At 30.7% G+C, this 18,070-nt stretch carries 18 protein-coding genes and 1 pseudogene; 10 read left to right on the top strand and 9 right to left on the bottom strand.

All coding sequences use genetic code 11. The features are described from left to right. Positions 1-22: 22 nt before the first annotated feature. The 4 genes from WHD07_RS08040 to WHD07_RS08025 form a co-directional block, all read right to left on the bottom strand. Positions 23-541: a thioredoxin family protein gene (locus WHD07_RS08040; protein ID WP_343330758.1), complete on the bottom strand. Its 519-nt coding sequence runs from the start codon at positions 539-541 to the stop codon at positions 23-25. Positions 542-633: 92 nt separating this feature from the next. Continuing rightward, positions 634-2,205: a peptide MFS transporter gene (locus WHD07_RS08035; protein ID WP_343330757.1), complete on the bottom strand. Its 1,572-nt coding sequence runs from the start codon at positions 2,203-2,205 to the stop codon at positions 634-636. 71 nt (positions 2,206-2,276) lie between these two features. Next, positions 2,277-3,668, bottom strand: a complete 1,392-nt coding sequence (locus tag WHD07_RS08030) for a peptide MFS transporter (protein ID WP_105050215.1) — start codon at positions 3,666-3,668, stop codon at positions 2,277-2,279. 13 nt (positions 3,669-3,681) lie between these two features. Next, positions 3,682-5,883: a S9 family peptidase gene (locus tag WHD07_RS08025; RefSeq protein WP_343330756.1), complete on the bottom strand. Its 2,202-nt coding sequence runs from the start codon at positions 5,881-5,883 to the stop codon at positions 3,682-3,684. A 145-nt stretch (positions 5,884-6,028) separates the two neighbouring features. On the opposite strand from WHD07_RS08025, the pseudogene WHD07_RS08020 reads away from it, so the two are divergent. From WHD07_RS08020 to WHD07_RS08000, 5 genes and pseudogenes are all read left to right on the top strand, one after another. Beyond that, a pseudogene (locus WHD07_RS08020) lies at positions 6,029-7,297 on the top strand (hydroxymethylglutaryl-CoA reductase, degradative); the annotation flags it as partial. Between the two features lie 57 nt (positions 7,298-7,354). After that, positions 7,355-7,756 (top strand): DUF1569 domain-containing protein, encoded by a 402-nt coding sequence (locus tag WHD07_RS08015; protein WP_343330990.1) that lies wholly within the window; start codon positions 7,355-7,357, stop codon positions 7,754-7,756. Between the two features lie 158 nt (positions 7,757-7,914). Next, a complete protein-coding gene (locus tag WHD07_RS08010) occupies positions 7,915-8,856 on the top strand; it encodes a GYDIA family GHMP kinase (RefSeq protein ID WP_343330755.1) in 942 nt (313 codons plus the stop codon). A gap of 131 nt (positions 8,857-8,987) precedes the next feature. Then, positions 8,988-10,199 carry an NAD(P)/FAD-dependent oxidoreductase gene (locus tag WHD07_RS08005; protein WP_343330754.1) on the top strand — a complete coding sequence of 404 codons (1,212 nt, stop codon included), beginning with the start codon at positions 8,988-8,990 and terminating at the stop codon, positions 10,197-10,199. 99 nt (positions 10,200-10,298) lie between these two features. Then, positions 10,299-10,853 carry a thioredoxin family protein gene (locus tag WHD07_RS08000; RefSeq protein ID WP_343330753.1) on the top strand — a complete coding sequence of 185 codons (555 nt, stop codon included), beginning with the start codon at positions 10,299-10,301 and terminating at the stop codon, positions 10,851-10,853. A gap of 77 nt (positions 10,854-10,930) precedes the next feature. Here the strand turns inward: WHD07_RS08000 and WHD07_RS07995 are convergent, their stop codons facing one another. From WHD07_RS07995 to WHD07_RS07975, 5 genes are all read right to left on the bottom strand, one after another. Continuing rightward, positions 10,931-11,428: a hypothetical protein gene (locus tag WHD07_RS07995; RefSeq protein ID WP_343330752.1), complete on the bottom strand. Its 498-nt coding sequence runs from the start codon at positions 11,426-11,428 to the stop codon at positions 10,931-10,933. 113 nt (positions 11,429-11,541) lie between these two features. After that, positions 11,542-11,916, bottom strand: coding sequence for a hypothetical protein (locus tag WHD07_RS07990; RefSeq protein WP_343330751.1), 375 nt, complete (start codon positions 11,914-11,916; stop codon positions 11,542-11,544). Between the two features lie 214 nt (positions 11,917-12,130). Further along, positions 12,131-12,364 (bottom strand): hypothetical protein, encoded by a 234-nt coding sequence (locus WHD07_RS07985; RefSeq protein ID WP_343330750.1) that lies wholly within the window; start codon positions 12,362-12,364, stop codon positions 12,131-12,133. 11 nt (positions 12,365-12,375) lie between these two features. Beyond that, the gene (locus WHD07_RS07980; RefSeq protein WP_343330749.1) at positions 12,376-12,981 is read right to left on the bottom strand and encodes a thiamine diphosphokinase; all 606 of its coding nucleotides are present in this window, start codon (positions 12,979-12,981) and stop codon (positions 12,376-12,378) included. A 68-nt stretch (positions 12,982-13,049) separates the two neighbouring features. After that, positions 13,050-13,385 (bottom strand): hypothetical protein, encoded by a 336-nt coding sequence (locus tag WHD07_RS07975; protein ID WP_343330748.1) that lies wholly within the window; start codon positions 13,383-13,385, stop codon positions 13,050-13,052. Positions 13,386-13,913: 528 nt separating this feature from the next. Here WHD07_RS07975 and WHD07_RS07970 point away from each other — a divergent pair. The 5 genes from WHD07_RS07970 (at position 13,914) to WHD07_RS07950 (ending at position 18,067) form a co-directional block, all read left to right on the top strand. Beyond that, the gene (locus WHD07_RS07970) at positions 13,914-14,633 is read left to right on the top strand and encodes a sensor histidine kinase (protein WP_343330747.1); all 720 of its coding nucleotides are present in this window, start codon (positions 13,914-13,916) and stop codon (positions 14,631-14,633) included. 200 nt (positions 14,634-14,833) lie between these two features. Beyond that, positions 14,834-15,556, top strand: coding sequence for a LytTR family DNA-binding domain-containing protein (locus tag WHD07_RS07965; protein WP_343330746.1), 723 nt, complete (start codon positions 14,834-14,836; stop codon positions 15,554-15,556). Between the two features lie 28 nt (positions 15,557-15,584). Then, entirely contained in the window at positions 15,585-16,664 is a 1,080-nt protein-coding gene (locus WHD07_RS07960) for a diphosphomevalonate decarboxylase (RefSeq protein ID WP_343330745.1), read from the top strand. Positions 16,665-16,690: 26 nt separating this feature from the next. Next, positions 16,691-17,086, top strand: coding sequence for a hypothetical protein (locus WHD07_RS07955; RefSeq protein ID WP_343330744.1), 396 nt, complete (start codon positions 16,691-16,693; stop codon positions 17,084-17,086). Positions 17,087-17,140: 54 nt separating this feature from the next. Further along, positions 17,141-18,067 (top strand): mevalonate kinase family protein, encoded by a 927-nt coding sequence (locus tag WHD07_RS07950; RefSeq protein ID WP_105050230.1) that lies wholly within the window; start codon positions 17,141-17,143, stop codon positions 18,065-18,067. Positions 18,068-18,070 lie beyond the last annotated feature (3 nt).

Raw genomic sequence — 18,070 nt, 5'->3', positions numbered from 1 at the left:
TGGAAATAGTTTATAAGTATTATTACAAATTACTTTTAAACTCTTTATCAAATTCACCCCATTTCTTAGTTTCGTACAGTTTTTCAGAAAAATAGACCAATACTTTTTCCATTATTTTTGTATCTAAATACCCTGGAATTCTGTCTAATAATTCCTCTTTTTCTGATAAAAATAAAGTAGTTGGGTAAGACATTCTTCCGTTCATTAAAGTCGCTGCAAGTTGATGATAACCACGTCTTCCTTCTTTTTGAAATTTAAATGTGTGGTCATTAAAAACAATGTTCTTTTTGTATTCACCATCTAATTTAACGGCATAAAAGTTTTTATTAATATAATCGCCAATAGTTTTATTAGAATAAGTGTTTAAATCCATTTTTTTGCAATAGCCACACCAATCTGTATACACATCAATTAAAATAGGTTTAGGGTTTTCTTTGTTTAATTTAATGGCCTCTTCAAAACCTAACCATTTAATGTTTTCTTGTGCATTTGTATTTAAATAAAATAATGAAATTGCAATAAGTAGAATAAGTTTTTTCATATGTAATCGGTCGAAATAGGGATGTCAAATTTACAAAAAAAAGTAAAGCACCGAATTTCGATGCTTTACTTAAGTCGTTATAAGAAGAGAAATTACTTTACTCCGTGCATTAGTTTATTCATGATTGGTGTTAAAGCCATTAAGATTACTCCTGCTGCAATTGGTATAATGGTAAAAATTAAAAAGAAGGTACTCATATCGTAAGCAGCCGTAATTTTATCAATCATTCCTCCCATAGAACCTGCTGTTTTGTTACCCATTCCAATGGCAATGTACCAAAGTCCAAACATTAACCCTATTTTACTTGCAGGCACTAATTTACTTACATAAGACAAGCCAACAGGAGATAAAGCCAGTTCTCCTAAAGTATGTAATAAATAAGCTAAAATTAAAAAGATCATACTAACAGAAGCGGTTTGAGCTCCTTGCGGTATGCTTGCAGAACCATATGCTAAAATACCAAACCCTAATCCTAAAAGTACCAAGCCAAGGCCAAACTTAACAGTTGCAGATGGATTGTATTTGCTTTCCCATAGTTTAGAAAAAAGAGGTGCAAACGTAATGATGTAAAAAGAATTTAAAATAGAAAACCAAGAAGCAGGAACTTCTGTTTCTACTTCAGAGAATTGAGATTTTAACATCCAAAGTACGATTGCCCAAATAATTACAAAACTAGTCCCTAAAAAGAGATTAGATAACGCATATTTTTTAAAAGTAATTTTAAATAATTTTAATAATACGTAGGTAATAATCATTAAAGGCACTACGGTAAGTAACGTGTTTGCTACTCTAAAAATATTTGCTGCATCGCCTTCTAGAACTCTATTGGTATAGTCCTTTGCAAAAATAGTCATAGACCCTCCGGCTTGCTCAAAAGCCGCCCAAAAGAATATTGTAAAAAAAGCTAAAACACCTACAACAATGTAACGGTCTCTTTGAACGTTAGTAGGTACTTTTTCTTGTGTATCAGTATTTGCTTTGGTTTGAATAGCATCTTCGTATTCTACGGTTTTAGATGGAGATAAACCTACTTTACCAAAAATACCTTGTGCTAACCAAAATTGTAGAGTACCTAAGAACATAAATACACCTGCAAGACCAAAACCGAAATGCCAACCATGTGTTTCGCCAATATAACCACAAAGTAATATCCCTAAAAAGGCACCTGCATTTACTCCCATGTAATAGATGGTAAATGCACCGTCTTTTTTGTCTTGAGCATTTACATACATACCATTAATTATTGATGTCATGTTTGGTTTAAATAGCCCATTACCTGCAACTAACAATCCAATACCTATGTATAAGCTAAAAGGAGTGTCAAAAGCCATTGCTGCATGTCCAAGAGCCATAATTAATGCTCCCCAAACAACAGCTGTTCTGTAGCCAAGAAACTTGTCTGCTAACCATCCTCCAAGTATAGGAGAAAAGTACACTAACATGGTGTACGTTCCATAGAGTCCAAGAGCTTCTTCTCTAGACCAAGCCCAACCACCATCTATCAAAGCAGAAGTTAGAAAAAGTACTAGAATAGCGCGCATTCCGTAGTATGAAAAACGCTCCCACATTTCTGTGAAAAATAAAACAAATAATCCAGATGGGTGTCCCATCAATAATTTACTGTTCATTTCTGAACCTTCAAACCTGTATTTAGCTGTATTCATAAAAAGTAATTGAAATTATAATAATATAAAACCTCATAAAAATTTAATTTATGAGGCTTTTTGTTTTTTAATTATTCTTCGGCTAATTCAAAGCCTTCAGCTTCTTTGGTGCTGAAATCTGTTTCATTATCTTCGGCGCCATGAGTAAGCGCTTTTAGTTTTCCTAAAAAGAGGTAAACTAAGAAGGCAAATACTACACAGAAAATTGCGATCCCTGTAAAAACTTTAAATTCTCCAAAAAGAGAAGAAGATTCTCCTAGTAAACCTGCGGCTTTATTTCCTAAACCTGTTGTTGCAAAATAAATCCCCATCATTATAGATGCATATTTGGCAGGTGCTAATTTGGTAACGAATGATAGTGAAACCGGAGATAAACATAATTCTCCAACTGTATGAAATAAATAAGCTAATACTAACCAATACATTGCAGAGGTTCCTGTACTATCATATTGAGCTGCGGCAGCAGACATAAATAAAAATCCGATACCAGTAATTCCTAAACCAAGAATCATTTTATATAAAGAAGAAGCTTCGGTTCCTTTTAATTTTCTTTTAGCCCAAAAAGCAGCAATTCCAACTCCTAAAGAGATAATAAAAAAAGAATTTAAAGATTGAAACCAAGTAGCTGGTACTTCCCATCCCATTAACATTCTATCTGTTTTTTCTCTAGCATAAATATTCATTAAACCACCGGCTTGTTCAAATGCTGCAAAAAAAGCAATGATCAATAGAAAAGAAATCATTAAAACAATAATTCTGTCTTTTTCAACTTTATTAAGAGGTCTTTTGTAGGCTTCTTGATCTTCTACGTTATCAGATTTACCTAAGTAATTACCTACGTGAACTAAATATTTTTGACCAGCAACAAATTGAATTAAACCTATAATCATTAGTAATCCAGCTAATCCAAAACCATAATGCCATCCATGAACTTCACCTACATAACCAACAACTAATCCCGATAAGAAAGCACCAACATTAATACCTATATAAAAAAGGGTAAATCCTTTATCTCTACGTACGTCTCCTTTTTTATAAAGCCCACCCACCATTGTAGAAATATTTGGTTTTAAGCATCCAACGCCAAGTATTATAAAAACCAATCCTGTGTAAAATGCCCACATAGCTTCATAGGCAAGCACGCAATGTCCAAAAACCAAGAGTATAGCTCCTAAAATTACCGATTTTTTTTGACCTAAAAATTTATCTGCTAAAATACCACCCGGAATAGACATAATATATACGAGTGCTGTATACCATCCGTATAGAGCTAATGCATCTCCCTGAGACCATCCAAGACCATGATTTACATCTGTAGTTTTAGAGGTTAAGTAAAGAACTAAAAGGGCTCTCATCCCATAGTATGAAAAGCGTTCCCACATTTCTGTAAAAAATAAAACGTATAATCCAACGGGGTGACCAAATAATTCTTTTTGGTGCGGTAACTTAGCAGTATTGCTCATATATTTATTCTTTTTATTTGTTTGATTTGTTATTTAAATTCGCATCGATAAAGTTAGTCATTTTTGTGAACAAATTTAAACGCGTATTTCTTCCTTTATAAATTCCGTGTGTTCTGTCTGGAACAATAAACATATCAAATTGTTTATTCGCTTCAATTAAAGAATTTATCATTCTATAAGAGTTTTGTACGTGTACATTATCATCACCAGTTCCATGAACCAATAAGTAGTTTCCTTTTAATTTATCGGCATAATTTATCGGCGAATTATCATCATAACCACTTGCATTTTCTTGTGGAGTTTGCATATAACGTTCTGTGTAAACAGAATCGTAAAAACGCCAAGAAGTAACCGGCGCAACGGCAATTGCTGTTGTAAAAACATCATTTCCTTTTAAAATACAATTGGTACTCATAAAACCACCAAAAGACCATCCCCAAATACCAACATTATTTTTGTCGATATAAGAACGTTCTACTAATTTTTTAGCAGCTGCAATTTGATCTTCCACTTCGTATTTACCCAATTCTTTCTGAGTTACCTTTTTAAAATCGGCACCTTTAAAACCCGTTCCGCGTCCATCAATACAAACTACAATAATTCCTTTTTGCGCTAACATATTATGCCAGTAATCATTACTTGCGTTCCAAGAGTTTCCAACTTGTTGAGAACCAGGACCAGAATATTGAAACATTAAAAGTGGGTATTTCTTTGTTTCATCAAAATCTAAAGGTTTTACCATCCACATATTTAAGTCGTTTCCATTAATGTTAATGGTAGAAAACTCTTTAGGACTCATTTTATATGCTGATAATCTTTCTTTTAAAGCAACATTATCTTTTATCACCTTTAACATTTTTCCTGTACTATTATATAAAGAATAAATAGGCGGTGTTTCTGCTGATGAATACGTGTTGATGAAAAAGTTTAAGTTTTTACTAAAAGCAGCCGTATTCTGACCGTCTTCATTGCTTAATAAGTTTTTACGTTTTCCTTTTAAATTGATAGCATAAACACCTCTATTGATAGAGCCATTTTCTACAGATTGATAGTAAATGGTTTTCTTTTTTTCGTTAAAACCATAGTAATTAGTTACTTCCCAGTTCCCTTTTGTAATTTGGTTGATGAGTTTTCCGTTAAAATCATAATGATAAATATGGTTGTAACCATCCTTTTCGCTCGTCCAAATAAAACTGTTATCAGCTAAAAAAGTAAGGTTGTCTGTAATATCAATATATGCTTTGTCAGTTTCATTTAATAATAAAACAGTTGTTGCTTTTACAGGATTTACTTTGTGTAATTTTAAGTTATTTTGATGGCGATTTAAAGTTGTTGCCACTAAAACATCGGCATCATTAGACCATTTAATTCTAGGAATATATTCGTAATCGCCTAAAGAAATTTTCTTTGTACTTTCTGTTGATAGTGTATACATATGTAAAGTTACATCTGCATTTTTCTCTCCGGCTTTTGGGTATTTAAAAACCTGTTGCGTTGGGTATAATTCTGTACCAACAATGTCCATAGAAAACGTAGGAACATTTGTTTCATCAAAACGTAAATAAGCTAAGTGAGTTCCTGTTTTATTCCATTCAAAAGCTCTTACAAAGGCAAATTCTTCTTCGTAAACCCAATCTGTAATACCATTAATTACTTCATTTATTTTACCATCGTTTGTAACTTGAGTAATGTTATTTGATGCTAGATTTTTTATAAAAATATTGTTGTCTTTTGCATAGGCAATATTTTTATTATCCGGAGAAAAAACAGGTTCTTGTATGTCTTCTTCTATTAAAGTTAAATTTTTTGTTGCAATATCATACGCATAAAAAGTTCCTTTAAAAGAATGTCTATATATTTTTTTGAAGTTGGTACCTAAAATTAGTTTCGTTTCATCATTGTTAAAACTGTAAGAAGAGAAATTTTCTAATCCTTTTAAGTTTGCACTATTTACAATCGTTTCTACTTTTTCTAGCGTTTTGTAACTATATTTATCTACAGTTACAGACCTTGTTGCTCTGTCGTAGTTTAAAACAGCATAAAAATCGCCATTCATAGAGTTTAAAGAATTCATTCTTTCCGCAGAAAACGTTCCGTTCCAGATTTCTTCTAGCGTAATTTCTTTTAAATTTGATGTTTGTTTTGGTGTTGTTTGTGCTGTAGATATGTAACTTGTTAATAATAGAATAGTTACAAAAAAGATTCTTTTTTTCATTGTAGACCTTGAGATTTGATAAAACTTTGCCAAGTTTACGGAAAAATCCATAAAAAATATCTTAAAAAATCAGAAAACTTGAATATCCCTTAATGTTTTAACAGTTTGACTTATCTTTGTTCTTGATACTTTTATACCCAATTGAATGAACAAACTTATTTCAGGTTTTTCTAAGTTAACTAAAGATGAAAAGATTACCTGGTTAACCGAGAATTATTTCCATAATCAATCAGAAACTAAAGCTATTATTAAGCAGTATTGGAACAACAATAATGATTTACAACAACTGCACGATGATTTTATAGAAAACACAATTTCTAACTTTTACATGCCTTTTGGTATTGCACCAAATTTTGTAATTAATGATAGAACTTATGTAATACCTATGGTTGTAGAAGAAAGTTCTGTGGTTGCAGCAGCTTCTTTGGTGGGGAAATTTTGGAGTACTAGAGGCGGTTTTAAAACAACGGTTATTGGTACTACAAAAATTGGGCAAGTTCATTTTATGCATGCGGGAGGTAAAAAGGAACTCGAAGCCTATTTTACTAAAAATAAAACAGAATTATTTGCAGCTACGGCTTCCATCACTAAAAATATGGAAAAACGTGGTGGCGGAATTTTAGATATTCAATTAGTTGATAAAACTGATCAATTAGAAAACTATTACCAATTACATGTAACCTTTGAAACGAAAGATTCAATGGGCGCAAACTTTATAAACTCTTGTTTAGAGGCAATTGCTAAAAAGTTTGAAAAAGACGATATAGAAATTGTAATGAGTATTTTGTCTAATTACGTTCCAGAATGTGTGGTTAGGGCAGAAGTGAGTTGTAAAATAGAAGAATTAGGAGGAGAGAATCCGCAAAAATTTGCAGAGAAATTTTATCAAGCTGTAAAAATTGCAGAAATAGAACCTTACAGAGCAGTAACGCATAATAAGGGGATTATGAATGGAATTGATGCCGTTGTTTTAGCAACTGGTAATGATTTTAGAGCAGTAGAAGCTGGTGCGCATGCGTACGCGTCTAGATCAGGACAATATTCAAGTTTATCTCATTGTTCTATTGATGATGGGCTTTTTAAATTTTGGATAGAAATTCCTTTAGCTTTAGGTACTGTTGGTGGTTTAACAGCTTTACATCCAATGGCAAAATTGTCTTTAGAGATGTTGCAAAAACCATCTGCAAGAACATTAATGCAAGTAATGGCAGCAGCAGGATTGGCTCAGAATTTTGCAGCTTTAAGGGCGTTAACAACTAAGGGAATTCAGCATGGACACATGAAAATGCATTTGCAGAATATATTAAATCAGTTTAATGCAGCCGAAGAAGAAAAAGAAATAATTACTGCTTTTTTTGATAAAAGAACTGTTACGCATTCCGCTGTAGTAGATAAAATAGATGCCTTAAGAAAACCAACCATTAATTGGGTTGATTTTTCTGATAAAAATTTAGTAAGATCTAAATTATCTATGATTGATAAAAATTCAAAACCTATTTTTGGAAAAATGAATGGGCAACAAATGATAGAACATTTAAGCTTTTTACTTCAGATTTCTAACGGAAAAGTAGCTGCGGATTATTATGTTTCTGATGAGAAATCAGCAAGAAGAAAACCTTTTTTAAATACAGAAGGTGAATTGCAAGTTGGTTTTAAAGCGCCTTTGTTGTCTGAAGAACCAAATGATTTAAAATTTAATTCTGTTGGTGAGGCAATCAATGATTTATTTATTCAAATTGATGATTTTAAAATTCATTTTGAAACAGCCAATGCCGAAAATCACCCATTTTTTGGGGAATTAGATTATGCTTGTTGGCAGAAATTTCATGTAAAACATTTTACACACCATTTTAAACAATTTGGATTGGTTTAAATTTGAATTACAATGATTGATAAATATAATTTGGCTAAAGCCATTTGTATGTAATTTATTTATGTCATCCAGCTAAAGTTGGATGCAATTCAACAGAAAAATGTAATTAATAAATTTATAAAAATCAATAGGTTGAAATCTATTGAAATTAAATAATAATGAAGAACTATTATTCCAACGGAAAACTTTTACTAACAGGAGAATATCTAGTTTTAGATGGAGCTAAATCTTTAGCAATTCCAACAAAATTTGGACAAGATTTAGTGGTGGAAAATATACAAGAACCTCAAATTATTTGGGGAAGTTTTACGCATACAGGAGCATGTTGGTTCGAAGCTGTTTTCGATTTACAAAAACTACGTTTAGTAAATTGTACATTTAATTCTGATAGAGAAGGAAATGGAGAAGTAATTGCAGAAACCTTGTTAGATATTTTAGAGGAAGCAAAAAAAATGAATCCAAGTTTTTTAAAATCAGAAAATGGGTTTATGGTAAAAACAAACCTTACATTTCCAAGAAATTGGGGATTAGGTACATCATCAACTTTAATAAATTCTATTGCTGCTTGGGCAAAAGTAGATGCTTTTAAATTACTTTGGAATTCTTTTAAAGGAAGTGGTTATGATATTGCTTGTGCTCAGAATGATACACCTGTTTTTTATCAAATAGAAAATAAAAAACCTGTTGTAGCACCTGTTAAATTCAATCCTAGTTTTAAAGAAAATTTGTTTTTTGTGCATCTAAATCAGAAACAAGATTCTAAAGAAGGAATTGCAAAATTTAGAGAACATCTCGACTGCGCTCGACATGACATTCAACAAAAAATAAAAAGAATTTCAGAGATTTCTGATGCCTTTTTAAAAGTTGAATCCTTAGAAAAGTTTGAGGCGTTAATTGTAGAACATGAGCAAATTATTAGTTCGATTATCAAATTGAAACCGGTAAAAGAAAAATTATTTCCAGATTATTTCGGAGCCATAAAAAGTTTAGGCGCTTGGGGAGGAGATTTTGTGCTAGTAACAGGAAATGCTGATACGCCAACGTATTTTAAAAATAAAGGATTTACAACCATTCTTAGGTATCAAGAAATGGTTTTATAACATAATGTCACATCGAGTGAATTTATTGAAGAATGAAATAAATTTGTATCGAGATGAAGATGATTTAATATAAGGTTCTCGATACAATTTTGAAAAAAATCAAAATCACTCGAACTGACAACATAGAAAAAATGAAAAAAGTAATAATTATTGGAGGTGGAGCAGCAGGATATTTTACAGCGATAAACGCAAAAGAAAATAATCCTGAATTAGATATTACGATTCTCGAAAAAGGGAAAGACGTTTTACAGAAAGTGAAAATTTCTGGAGGTGGAAGATGTAATGTAACACATGCTTGTTTTGAGCCTAAAGAATTGGTGAAATTTTACCCAAGAGGAGAAAAAGAATTGCTAGGACCTTTTCATCAATTTATGACAGGTGATACTTTTGAATGGTTCGAAAACAGAGGCGTGCCTTTAAAAATTGAAGATGATAATCGTGTTTTTCCAGAAGCAAATAAGAGTCAGGCAATTATAGATTGTTTTCAGAATGCTGTTGATAACTTAGGTATTAAAGTGTTCACAAACTGTGGTGTAAATTCAGTTTCTCAACAAGATAACAAATGGGTTATCAACACAAAAGAACAAGTTTTTGAAGCAGATAAATTAGTCATTGCAGCAGGAAGTTCTAAAAAAGTGTGGGAATTGTGCGAAACTTTAGACCATGATGTTATAGAACCTGTTCCGTCGTTGTTTACCTTTAATATCAATGATAAACGTTTGGTAGATTTATTGGGAACTTCAGTACCAAACGCTACTGTAACGATTGCTGGAACAAAATTAGAAGCATCCGGACCTTTGTTAATTACGCATTGGGGAATGAGTGGACCTGCAGTTTTAAAATTATCCGCCTTTGGCGCAAGAATTTTAGCGGATAAAAATTATCAATATAACGTAGAAGTAAATTGGTTGTCTAGACCAACAGATAAAGTTTTAAATGTTTTGTTAAATTTAAAAAAGAAAGAACCTAGAAAAACAGCTATTTTAAAATCGCCATTTGCTGAGGTTTCTAAAAGGTTGTGGGAACGTTTTGTAATTGCAGCAGGAATTAAAGCAACTCAGAATTGGGCAGATTTAAATAATACGCAGTTAGAAGGTTTAGCAAATCAGTTAACAAAAGGTGTTTTTAATGCAAACGGAAGAACTACTTTTAAAGACGAATTTGTTACTGCTGGTGGAGTAGATTTAAAAGAAATTAATTTTAAACGTTTTGAAAGTAGAAAGCATAAAAACCTCTTTTTTGTAGGTGAAGTTTTAAATATTGATGCTGTTACTGGAGGCTTCAACTTTCAGAATGCGTGGACAGGTGGTTTTATCTGTGCAAATGCTTTGGCAGAGGATTAATAAAGTACAATTTATGTCATTGCGAGGTTACGAAGCAATCTGTTGTTTAACAAAGAGATTGCTTCGTTCCTCGCAATGACAAATCAAAAGATAATTATTATGGCAAGAACAGAATCTAACGAGTTTAAAAACGGAACAAAAGCACCTGATTTTACTTTATTAAATACAGTTGATGATTCTTTTGTTTCTTTAAAGGAAGCTAAAGGAGAAAAAGGAACTGTAATTATGTTTATTTGTAATCATTGTCCGTTTGTAATTCATGTAAATAGTGAGTTGGTGAAAATGGCAAATGACTATCAGCAAAAAGGAATTGCGTTTATTGCAATAAGCTCTAATGATGTTGATAATTATCCGCAAGATTCGCCTGAATTGATGAAGAAATTGGCAAAAGAAGAAAGTTATCCATTTCCGTATTTGTACGATGAAACTCAGGAGGTAGCAAAAGCCTATGACGCTGCTTGTACACCAGATTTTTATGTTTTTGATGATAACTTAGAGGCTGTTTATCATGGTCAATTAGATGCTTCTAGACCAGGAAACGGAAAACCGGTTACCGGAATTGATTTAAGAAATGCACTAGACAATTTGCTAGAAAACAAACCAGCTATAGAAAACCAAAAACCAAGTATGGGATGTGGTATTAAATGGAAATAGTTTGAAGTATTATAAAAAATAAAAACGAATCTTACAGGCCATTTTTTTTGGTAAGTAAGATTCGTTTTTTATGCAGACTATGCTGCTTTACTTTGTTGTTTGCTAATTAGCAGACTATTAATTGTTTTATTCCATTTTTCTATAGAATCGAACTCGTTACCTGGCTGAAAACTAATGTCAGAATTGTAAAACTCTAGCACAATGCTTGGTTTGTTTTTGTCGATAGTATTTAGCTTAAGTATTAATTTATCAAGTGTTGTTTCGTTCTTTCCTAAAGACTTACTAATGTTGTTTATCTCACAATTTTTAATAGTTGTAAGGTCTACAAACTGAAGGCTTACTTTTTCTTTTGTTTTTTGTAAAAATGAAACCGTGTTTTTAGAGGTGTCTACACCAATGGCATAATTTTCTCCTATTTCATGTTGTGTTATTTCAGAGCCATTTTTTTTAGCAAAGTCTTTAAGCGTGTTTAATAATTCTTTTTGTTTTTTCTTTTTATTGTTGTTTGTTAATACAAATGGTAATGCACATACGGCAATACATATTAATCCTATAATAGCTGTTCCTAAATCCATGTTATTTATTTTTAATTTTTTTGAGATACTAATTTTTGTATGAGACGATAATTCGCAACATAGCAGTGTTTTAATGTAACTATGCCAATGATAGTTCTAATAAAAAAGAAGTATTACCAAAAATTATGGAAAGGAAAAATAAGATCAGACTTTCGATGTCTGATTAAAGTGTTGTCTAAGTAGTTTTTATACTGTTTAAACTTAGAATTAAACTCTAATTTATTTGAATATGTAATTGCAACAAAATCGTCTGAAGACAATTCGAAATTAGGTAAAGAAAATTCTAAAAGCTCAGAAACTGAGTTTTCTGATTGCTGTGTATGTGTATAAAAAACTTTAGAAGCAGTGGTAGAAAACGTTGCTTTTTCTGTATTTGTAGAAACGTTATGCGTACCTAAATAAGGAAGTGTATTTGCAGAAAGATACATCCCAGAGCAATAAATTGCAATGAGTAGTATTACTTTAAATATCTGATGCTTTTTCTTCATTATTTCTTTGTCATAAAAATTATGATACTGCAAATTTAGTTTTTTTTACAATAGAATAAATTAAAAAGTTTATTTGTTATAAAATATTTAATCGCAGGGCGATAGCCAAGGGTTTAATTCCCCGAGGTTTGCCTCGAAATGAAAAAACATGTTTCGGAAGCATACCTCGTACCTTTGGGTCGAGGTTGTTGATCTATTGTAAAATGTAACCAGATTAACCAACTTCACCTCGATGAGGTTTTAAGGCATCTCTATAGGTTTTCATATCTTTTTCATCAACAGTTATAAAAGCAGCAAATAACATTGGGTTCTTTTCTTCAATATCAATTTCATGATAAGTTAAGTTTTCTAGATCTGCAAATTCTTTTAAATGAATGGTATGATGTTTTGCCGTTTCTTGTGCATCAGGACCTCTAAAATCCCACAATAATTTTATTTTTCTACTCAATTTTTTTGTTTTTAATGGTTGATGAAAATGAATAATTCTCCGCTTTCAAAAGTGATTTTTATATTATTTGTTATTGCTTTATTTCTTGTGCCAATTCTTTCTCCGAAAGTTAAATCTTCCTTATCTAAAGGATATTGCAATCCTAAAGTGCTAATGTTTTTTGCTTTAGGAAAAGGAACTAAAGAAATTGTTTTGTTTACACAGTTAGAAATAGCAGTGCTTTTATCCGCTAAAAAATAACGACTATGATTATCGAAAAAAGTAAGCTTTAATTTGTGTTTCCACTGAATTGCTGTGTGCAGGTTTCCTAAAAAATGATCTTGTTCTTTTCCGCTTGCACCAAAAACATCAACGTTTTTAAAACCTTTATCGAAAAGGATTTTCAGCATTTTATCAAAATCTGTAAAATCTTGATTCGGAGTATGAATTACTTCAATATTTTCTGGAATGTTTTCTATAGAATCAAAATCTCCGCTAATAAAATTAGGTTTCATTTTATTCTTTTCTAAAAATTGATAAGCGCCATCTGTAGCACAAACAATTTCATATTCCTTTATATTAGGAATTGCTTTTGGAGGTTCTCCGTTTAGAAGTAGAAAAACTTTTTTTGTATGCATAGAATGCAAAAATACCCATTTCAGAATTAATGAAATGGGTATTTAAAAACAAGTAAAATTTTAAATGATTACTTTTTTTTCCAAGTTAAAATAATGGTAAACAATTTTCCAATTAAAAAAATTAGCATTCCAAAAGTAGGTGCAAGTAAACCAACTCTAAAACCAATAGCTAAAACCTGACTAGATACACTATCTGCAACGCTTATCATTTCTAAGGCTTGTAAAAGACCAATCACAAAGCCTAAAACACCAAACACAAAAGAAAATAATGCTAAAGAGCTAATGAGTTTGTGTGTTTTTTCGGTATTGTTTTTTAAGCCTTTAATAAATAAAACAACAATTACAATTAATAAGATTAATAACGTAATCATGAATAGTGGTCCTCCTTCAATAATGAATTTCATAATATATTTTTTAAGATTATAAAGTAAAAGTATTTTTAAAAAGAAGGTGATAAATAATTTAGCGACCAATAACCAGTTTTGATTTGGTTTTAACAAATGTCGTATTTTTAATGAAAATAAAATGAAAATTGTTGAAACACTTGTTAATTTGGTATTTCATCTATTTTTACAGTAAATAGTGTTAAAAAATAGTTTATTTGTAAGATGAATAAGTTGGTGTTAAAAGTTTTTAAAAAAGTATCATTACACTTGTTTTTTTGGCTGATTGTTTGGTTTTTCTTTTCTAGCTTTTTTAGTGTTGGTTCCAAAAACGAAAATTTTATTTTTTGGTTTTCGACCATTTTAAGTACTATTTCAATTGTATCTTCTTATGTTTTTGTGTATTATTTAATTCCAGAGTTTTTAATTACTCAAAAACATAAAACTTTTATTTTATATACTTTTTATACATGTGTTTTTATTGTTTGTGCGGTTTTAATGACAGTTGTTTTTGGTTTTGTCTTTTTTTACAATTTAGAATATCAACAAATGCCAGCATTAACAAAAAGTCTTGCTGTAATTTTAGTTTGTGTTATACTAATTGTTGTTTTGGCAAGCGGTTTAAAAATATTAAAACACAGTTATAAATCTTTAGATGAAAAAAAGACTTTAGAAAATAAATTTTTACAAACTAAGTTAGAGTTAAAGGAGCAAGAATTAAAATTTTTAAAGATGCAAATTCATCCGCATTTTTTGTTTAATTCTCTAAACACTATTTATGGTTTTGCAATCGCTAAAGCGGATGAAGCTCCAGAAATGATTTTAAAATTATCTAATTTGTTAGATTATATTTTATATCAAGTTGATAAACCTAAAGTACTTTTAATAGAAGAAGTAAATCATTTAGAAGACTATATTTCTTTAGAGAAAATGCGTTTTCATGATACTTTAAACGTTAATTTTATAAAAGAGAAACTAAATGATTCTCTTCAAATTCCGCCAATGTTATTAATTCCGTTTGTAGAAAATAGTTTTAAACATGGTGTAATTATTGATGGAATTTTAAAAGTTGACATTCAACTTAAAGTTGATGCTAATTATTTGTTTTTTGAAATAGAAAACTCATCCAAAGAAAAAGAAGATATAAATGGCGGAATTGGTTTAGAGAATATTAAAAAAAGACTAGAAATGTTGTATCCGAAGAAACATCAACTAGAAATAATTGATAAAAAGGATGTATTTAAAGTGTCTTTAAAAATTGAATTTTAATAGAGATTGTCATTTCGACCTTTTGGGAGAAATCACATAAAGTAACTCAACATTGTGTTATCACTGTTATGCGACTTCTCACGCTGTTCGAAGTGACAAGTTTTGGAGGTTTTTTTTACCCGGTTTCTCTTTTCGAAAGAATGAGGCACGAATGACGAGAAACCTTATGCTTTCTAATCTAAAAATAAATAGCTAAAAAAATGAATACTATAAATTGTGTTATTGTTGATGATGAGCCCGTTGCTAGAAATATTCTAGAAACTTTTGTGGCTAAAATTCCGAATTTGAATTTGGTAAAAAGTTGCAAAAATGCCATGGAAGCTTTTGAAATAGCAAATTCTAATAATATAGATTTATTCTTTTTAGATATTAATATGCCAGACATTTCTGGTTTGTCTTTGGCTAAATCAATAAACAAGAAGTCTAAAATTATTTTTACAACTGCTTACAGAGAATATGCTGTTGATGGTTTCGATTTGCAAGCGGTAGATTATTTGTTAAAACCTATAGCTTTTGATCGTTTTTTACAAGCCGTTAATAAGTTTTTTGAAACACAAACTGTTATTGTGAAACAAGTGGATGTTGAGGAGCCTTCCATAAAGAATGATTATATTTTTGTGCGTTCAGAACGTAAAATGGTAAAGGTTAATTTTGATGATATTCTATATGTTGAGAGTTTATCCGATTATATCAAAATTCATACAAAAGACATCGTTTTAGTAACTAGAGAAACGATTAGTAATTTGGAAATGAAATTGCCTTCTCAACAGTTTTTAAGAATTCATAGGTCTTATATTATCAATTTAAGTAAGACAGATTCTTATACGAATGAATTTATTGAAATTGAAAAAAATGCAATTCCTATAAGTAGAACGTACAAAGAAAATGTACTTAAAAAGTTAAACGGAAATTCTTTGAAATAGTTTTATCTTTGAGGCAAATTTTAGAAGTTTGGATACAGCACAATTTATTTCAGAATCAATTAACAATTCGGTAGAAAAAGCAAGCTTTACGTGGCAAACACCAAGTAATATTGCGTTGGTAAAATATTGGGGAAAGAGCAATCCGCAAATACCAAAAAACGCTTCTATTAGTTTTACGTTAAACAATTGTCATACCATTACTACAATTGATTTTGAGAAAAAAGAAACATCAGAAAAAGTAGATTTCGATTTGTTTTTTGAAGGAAAACAAAAAGATGCATTCAAACCTAAAATTGCAGAATTCTTTACAAGAATTCAAGAATATTGTCCGTATATTTTTGATTATAAAATGACCATTAATTCAGAGAATTCTTTTCCGCATTCTAGTGGTATTGCATCTTCCGCAAGCGGATTAAGTGCCATTGCTATGTGTTTAATGAGTTTAGAGTCTGCCTTAAATCCTGATTTATCAGTAGAAAAAATAAATAAAAAAGCTTCTTTTTTAGCGCGTTTAGGTTCTGGGAGTGCAAGTAGAAGTATAGAAGGGCCAATGGTTGTTTGGGGAAATCACCCAGAAATAGAAGGCAGTTCAGATTTGTTTGGTGTAAAATTTCCTTACAAAGTACATTCGGTTTTCGAGAATTATCAAGATGCTATTCTTTTAGTAGACAAAGGCGAAAAGCAGGTTTCTAGTACTGTTGGTCATAATTTAATGCATGAGCATCCGTATGCAGAAAGTCGTTTTACACAGGCTAATGATAATTTATCAAAAATATCAGAGATTCTTAAAAACGGAGATATAAAAGCTTTTATCGGTTTGGTAGAAAGTGAAGCCTTAACATTGCATGCAATGATGATGACAAGTAATCCGTATTTTATTTTGATGAAACCAAACACGCTAGAGATTATCAATAGTATTTGGGCATACAGAAATGAAAACAATAGCAATATTTGTTTTACGTTAGATGCTGGTGCAAACGTACATGTTTTGTATCCGGAGAATGAAAAAGAAGCTGTAAATCAATTTATAGAAAAAGAACTTTCTAAATTCTGTCAAAAAAATCAGTATATTTATGATTCTGTGGGAGTTGGAGCGAAAAAAATGTAAAAAAAATAATAAAAAAACACTCTTAAATGAAAACTTTTGTAAAGTTTATGCCAATGCTCGTTTTTCTTTTTACGATATCCGTAGCGGCACAGAAAACCACTTGGTTAGACGCTAATTTAAAAGAAACTAATCAGGCAAAGTCTGTTTACTATAAAGTAATTTCTGCAAATAATAAAGAAGTAACTTTTTTTTACAAAAGTAGTAGTGTTTTTAGAAAGATTGGCTATTCTAAAGGAGTGTTTGATGGGTTTTTTTCTGAATTTTATGAGTCTGGTGAGTTAAAAACTTCTGGCAGATATGAAAACGGATTAAAAGAAGGGGTTTGGAAAACCTATTATAAAAACGGAAAAAATAAAGAAAAAGGGAAATATGTAAAAGGAGAAAAGGTAGGAGTTTGGAAAACTTTTTACAAGAATTTTTAATAATACCACCTTAACATAATATGTTGTATTTTTGCAGTACTATAAAAAAGAAAAATGAAAGGACCATTATTTTATGCTAAAATCCTTCTCTTTGGAGAATACGGAATCATCAAAGATTCTAAAGGTTTAGCAATTCCGTTTAACGCCTACCGAGGAGTTTTAAAAACTGATTCTAATTTATCTGGAGAGCCTAAAGTTTCCAATCAAAATTTAGAACGCTTTTATAAACACTTATCTTCTTTAAAAACAGATTTAGTTTCTTTTAATTTAAAAGAATTAAAAAAAGATATAGATAACGGTATGTATTTCGATTCATCAATACCACAAGGTTATGGTGTTGGTAGTTCTGGAGCTTTAGTGGCATCTATTTATGATAAGTATGCAGCTGATAAAATAACGGTATTAGAAAACTTAACAAGAGATAAGTTGTTAAAGTTAAAAGAAGTTTTTTCTTTAATGGAATCTTTTTTTCATGGTAAGAGTTCTGGTTTAGATCCTTTAAATAGTTACTTAAGTTTGCCTATTTTAATAAATTCTAAAACCAATATAGAGCCTGCAGGTATTCCTTCTCAAAAACAAGGTAAAGGAGCCGTTTTCTTATTAGATTCAGAACAAATAGGAGAAACCGAGCCAATGGTAAACATCTTTATGAATAAGATGAAAAATGAAGGGTTTAGAAAAATGATTAGCGAGGAGTTTGCAACAACAACAGACGCTTGTATTGAAGATTTTTTAGGCGGAAACGTAAAATCGTTATTTGGTAATGTAAAATCATTGTCTAAAATTGTTTTAAAGAACTTTAAACCGATGATTCCTGATGCTTTTCATAAAGTTTGGGAAAATGGAATTATCAGTAACGATTATTACCTGAAACTTTGTGGTTCTGGAGGTGGTGGTTATATTTTAGGTTTTACAGAAGATTATGAGAAAGCTCAAATAAGTCTTAAAAATTACAAGTTAGAGTTGGTTTATAGATTCTAGTTT

It is taken from the genome of Polaribacter staleyi (genome assembly GCF_038024045.1).
GTDB classification, from domain to species: domain Bacteria; phylum Bacteroidota; class Bacteroidia; order Flavobacteriales; family Flavobacteriaceae; genus Polaribacter; species Polaribacter butkevichii.
The sequence above is the reverse complement of the archived record's forward strand: the minus strand, read 5'-3'. Positions and strand labels throughout refer to the sequence as shown.

What these genes read in the sequence shown, in the direction of transcription:
- WHD07_RS08040 (WP_343330758.1), bottom strand. Translation starts at nt 541, where the DNA reads ATGAAAAAACTTATTCTACTTATTGCAATTTCATTATTTTATTTAAAT.
- WHD07_RS08035 (WP_343330757.1), bottom strand. Translation starts at nt 2,205, where the DNA reads ATGAATACAGCTAAATACAGGTTTGAAGGTTCAGAAATGAACAGTAAA.
- WHD07_RS08030 (WP_105050215.1), bottom strand. Translation starts at nt 3,668, where the DNA reads ATGAGCAATACTGCTAAGTTACCGCACCAAAAAGAATTATTTGGTCAC.
- WHD07_RS08025 (WP_343330756.1), bottom strand. Translation starts at nt 5,883, where the DNA reads ATGAAAAAAAGAATCTTTTTTGTAACTATTCTATTATTAACAAGTTAC.
- WHD07_RS08015 (WP_343330990.1), top strand. Translation starts at nt 7,355, where the DNA reads ATGATTGATAAAAATTCAAAACCTATTTTTGGAAAAATGAATGGGCAA.
- WHD07_RS08010 (WP_343330755.1), top strand. Translation starts at nt 7,915, where the DNA reads ATGAAGAACTATTATTCCAACGGAAAACTTTTACTAACAGGAGAATAT.
- WHD07_RS08005 (WP_343330754.1), top strand. Translation starts at nt 8,988, where the DNA reads ATGAAAAAAGTAATAATTATTGGAGGTGGAGCAGCAGGATATTTTACA.
- WHD07_RS08000 (WP_343330753.1), top strand. Translation starts at nt 10,299, where the DNA reads ATGGCAAGAACAGAATCTAACGAGTTTAAAAACGGAACAAAAGCACCT.
- WHD07_RS07995 (WP_343330752.1), bottom strand. Translation starts at nt 11,428, where the DNA reads ATGGATTTAGGAACAGCTATTATAGGATTAATATGTATTGCCGTATGT.
- WHD07_RS07990 (WP_343330751.1), bottom strand. Translation starts at nt 11,916, where the DNA reads ATGAAGAAAAAGCATCAGATATTTAAAGTAATACTACTCATTGCAATT.
- WHD07_RS07980 (WP_343330749.1), bottom strand. Translation starts at nt 12,981, where the DNA reads ATGCATACAAAAAAAGTTTTTCTACTTCTAAACGGAGAACCTCCAAAA.
- WHD07_RS07975 (WP_343330748.1), bottom strand. Translation starts at nt 13,385, where the DNA reads ATGAAATTCATTATTGAAGGAGGACCACTATTCATGATTACGTTATTA.
- WHD07_RS07970 (WP_343330747.1), top strand. Translation starts at nt 13,914, where the DNA reads ATGCCAGCATTAACAAAAAGTCTTGCTGTAATTTTAGTTTGTGTTATA.
- WHD07_RS07965 (WP_343330746.1), top strand. Translation starts at nt 14,834, where the DNA reads ATGAATACTATAAATTGTGTTATTGTTGATGATGAGCCCGTTGCTAGA.
- WHD07_RS07955 (WP_343330744.1), top strand. Translation starts at nt 16,691, where the DNA reads ATGAAAACTTTTGTAAAGTTTATGCCAATGCTCGTTTTTCTTTTTACG.
- WHD07_RS07950 (WP_105050230.1), top strand. Translation starts at nt 17,141, where the DNA reads ATGAAAGGACCATTATTTTATGCTAAAATCCTTCTCTTTGGAGAATAC.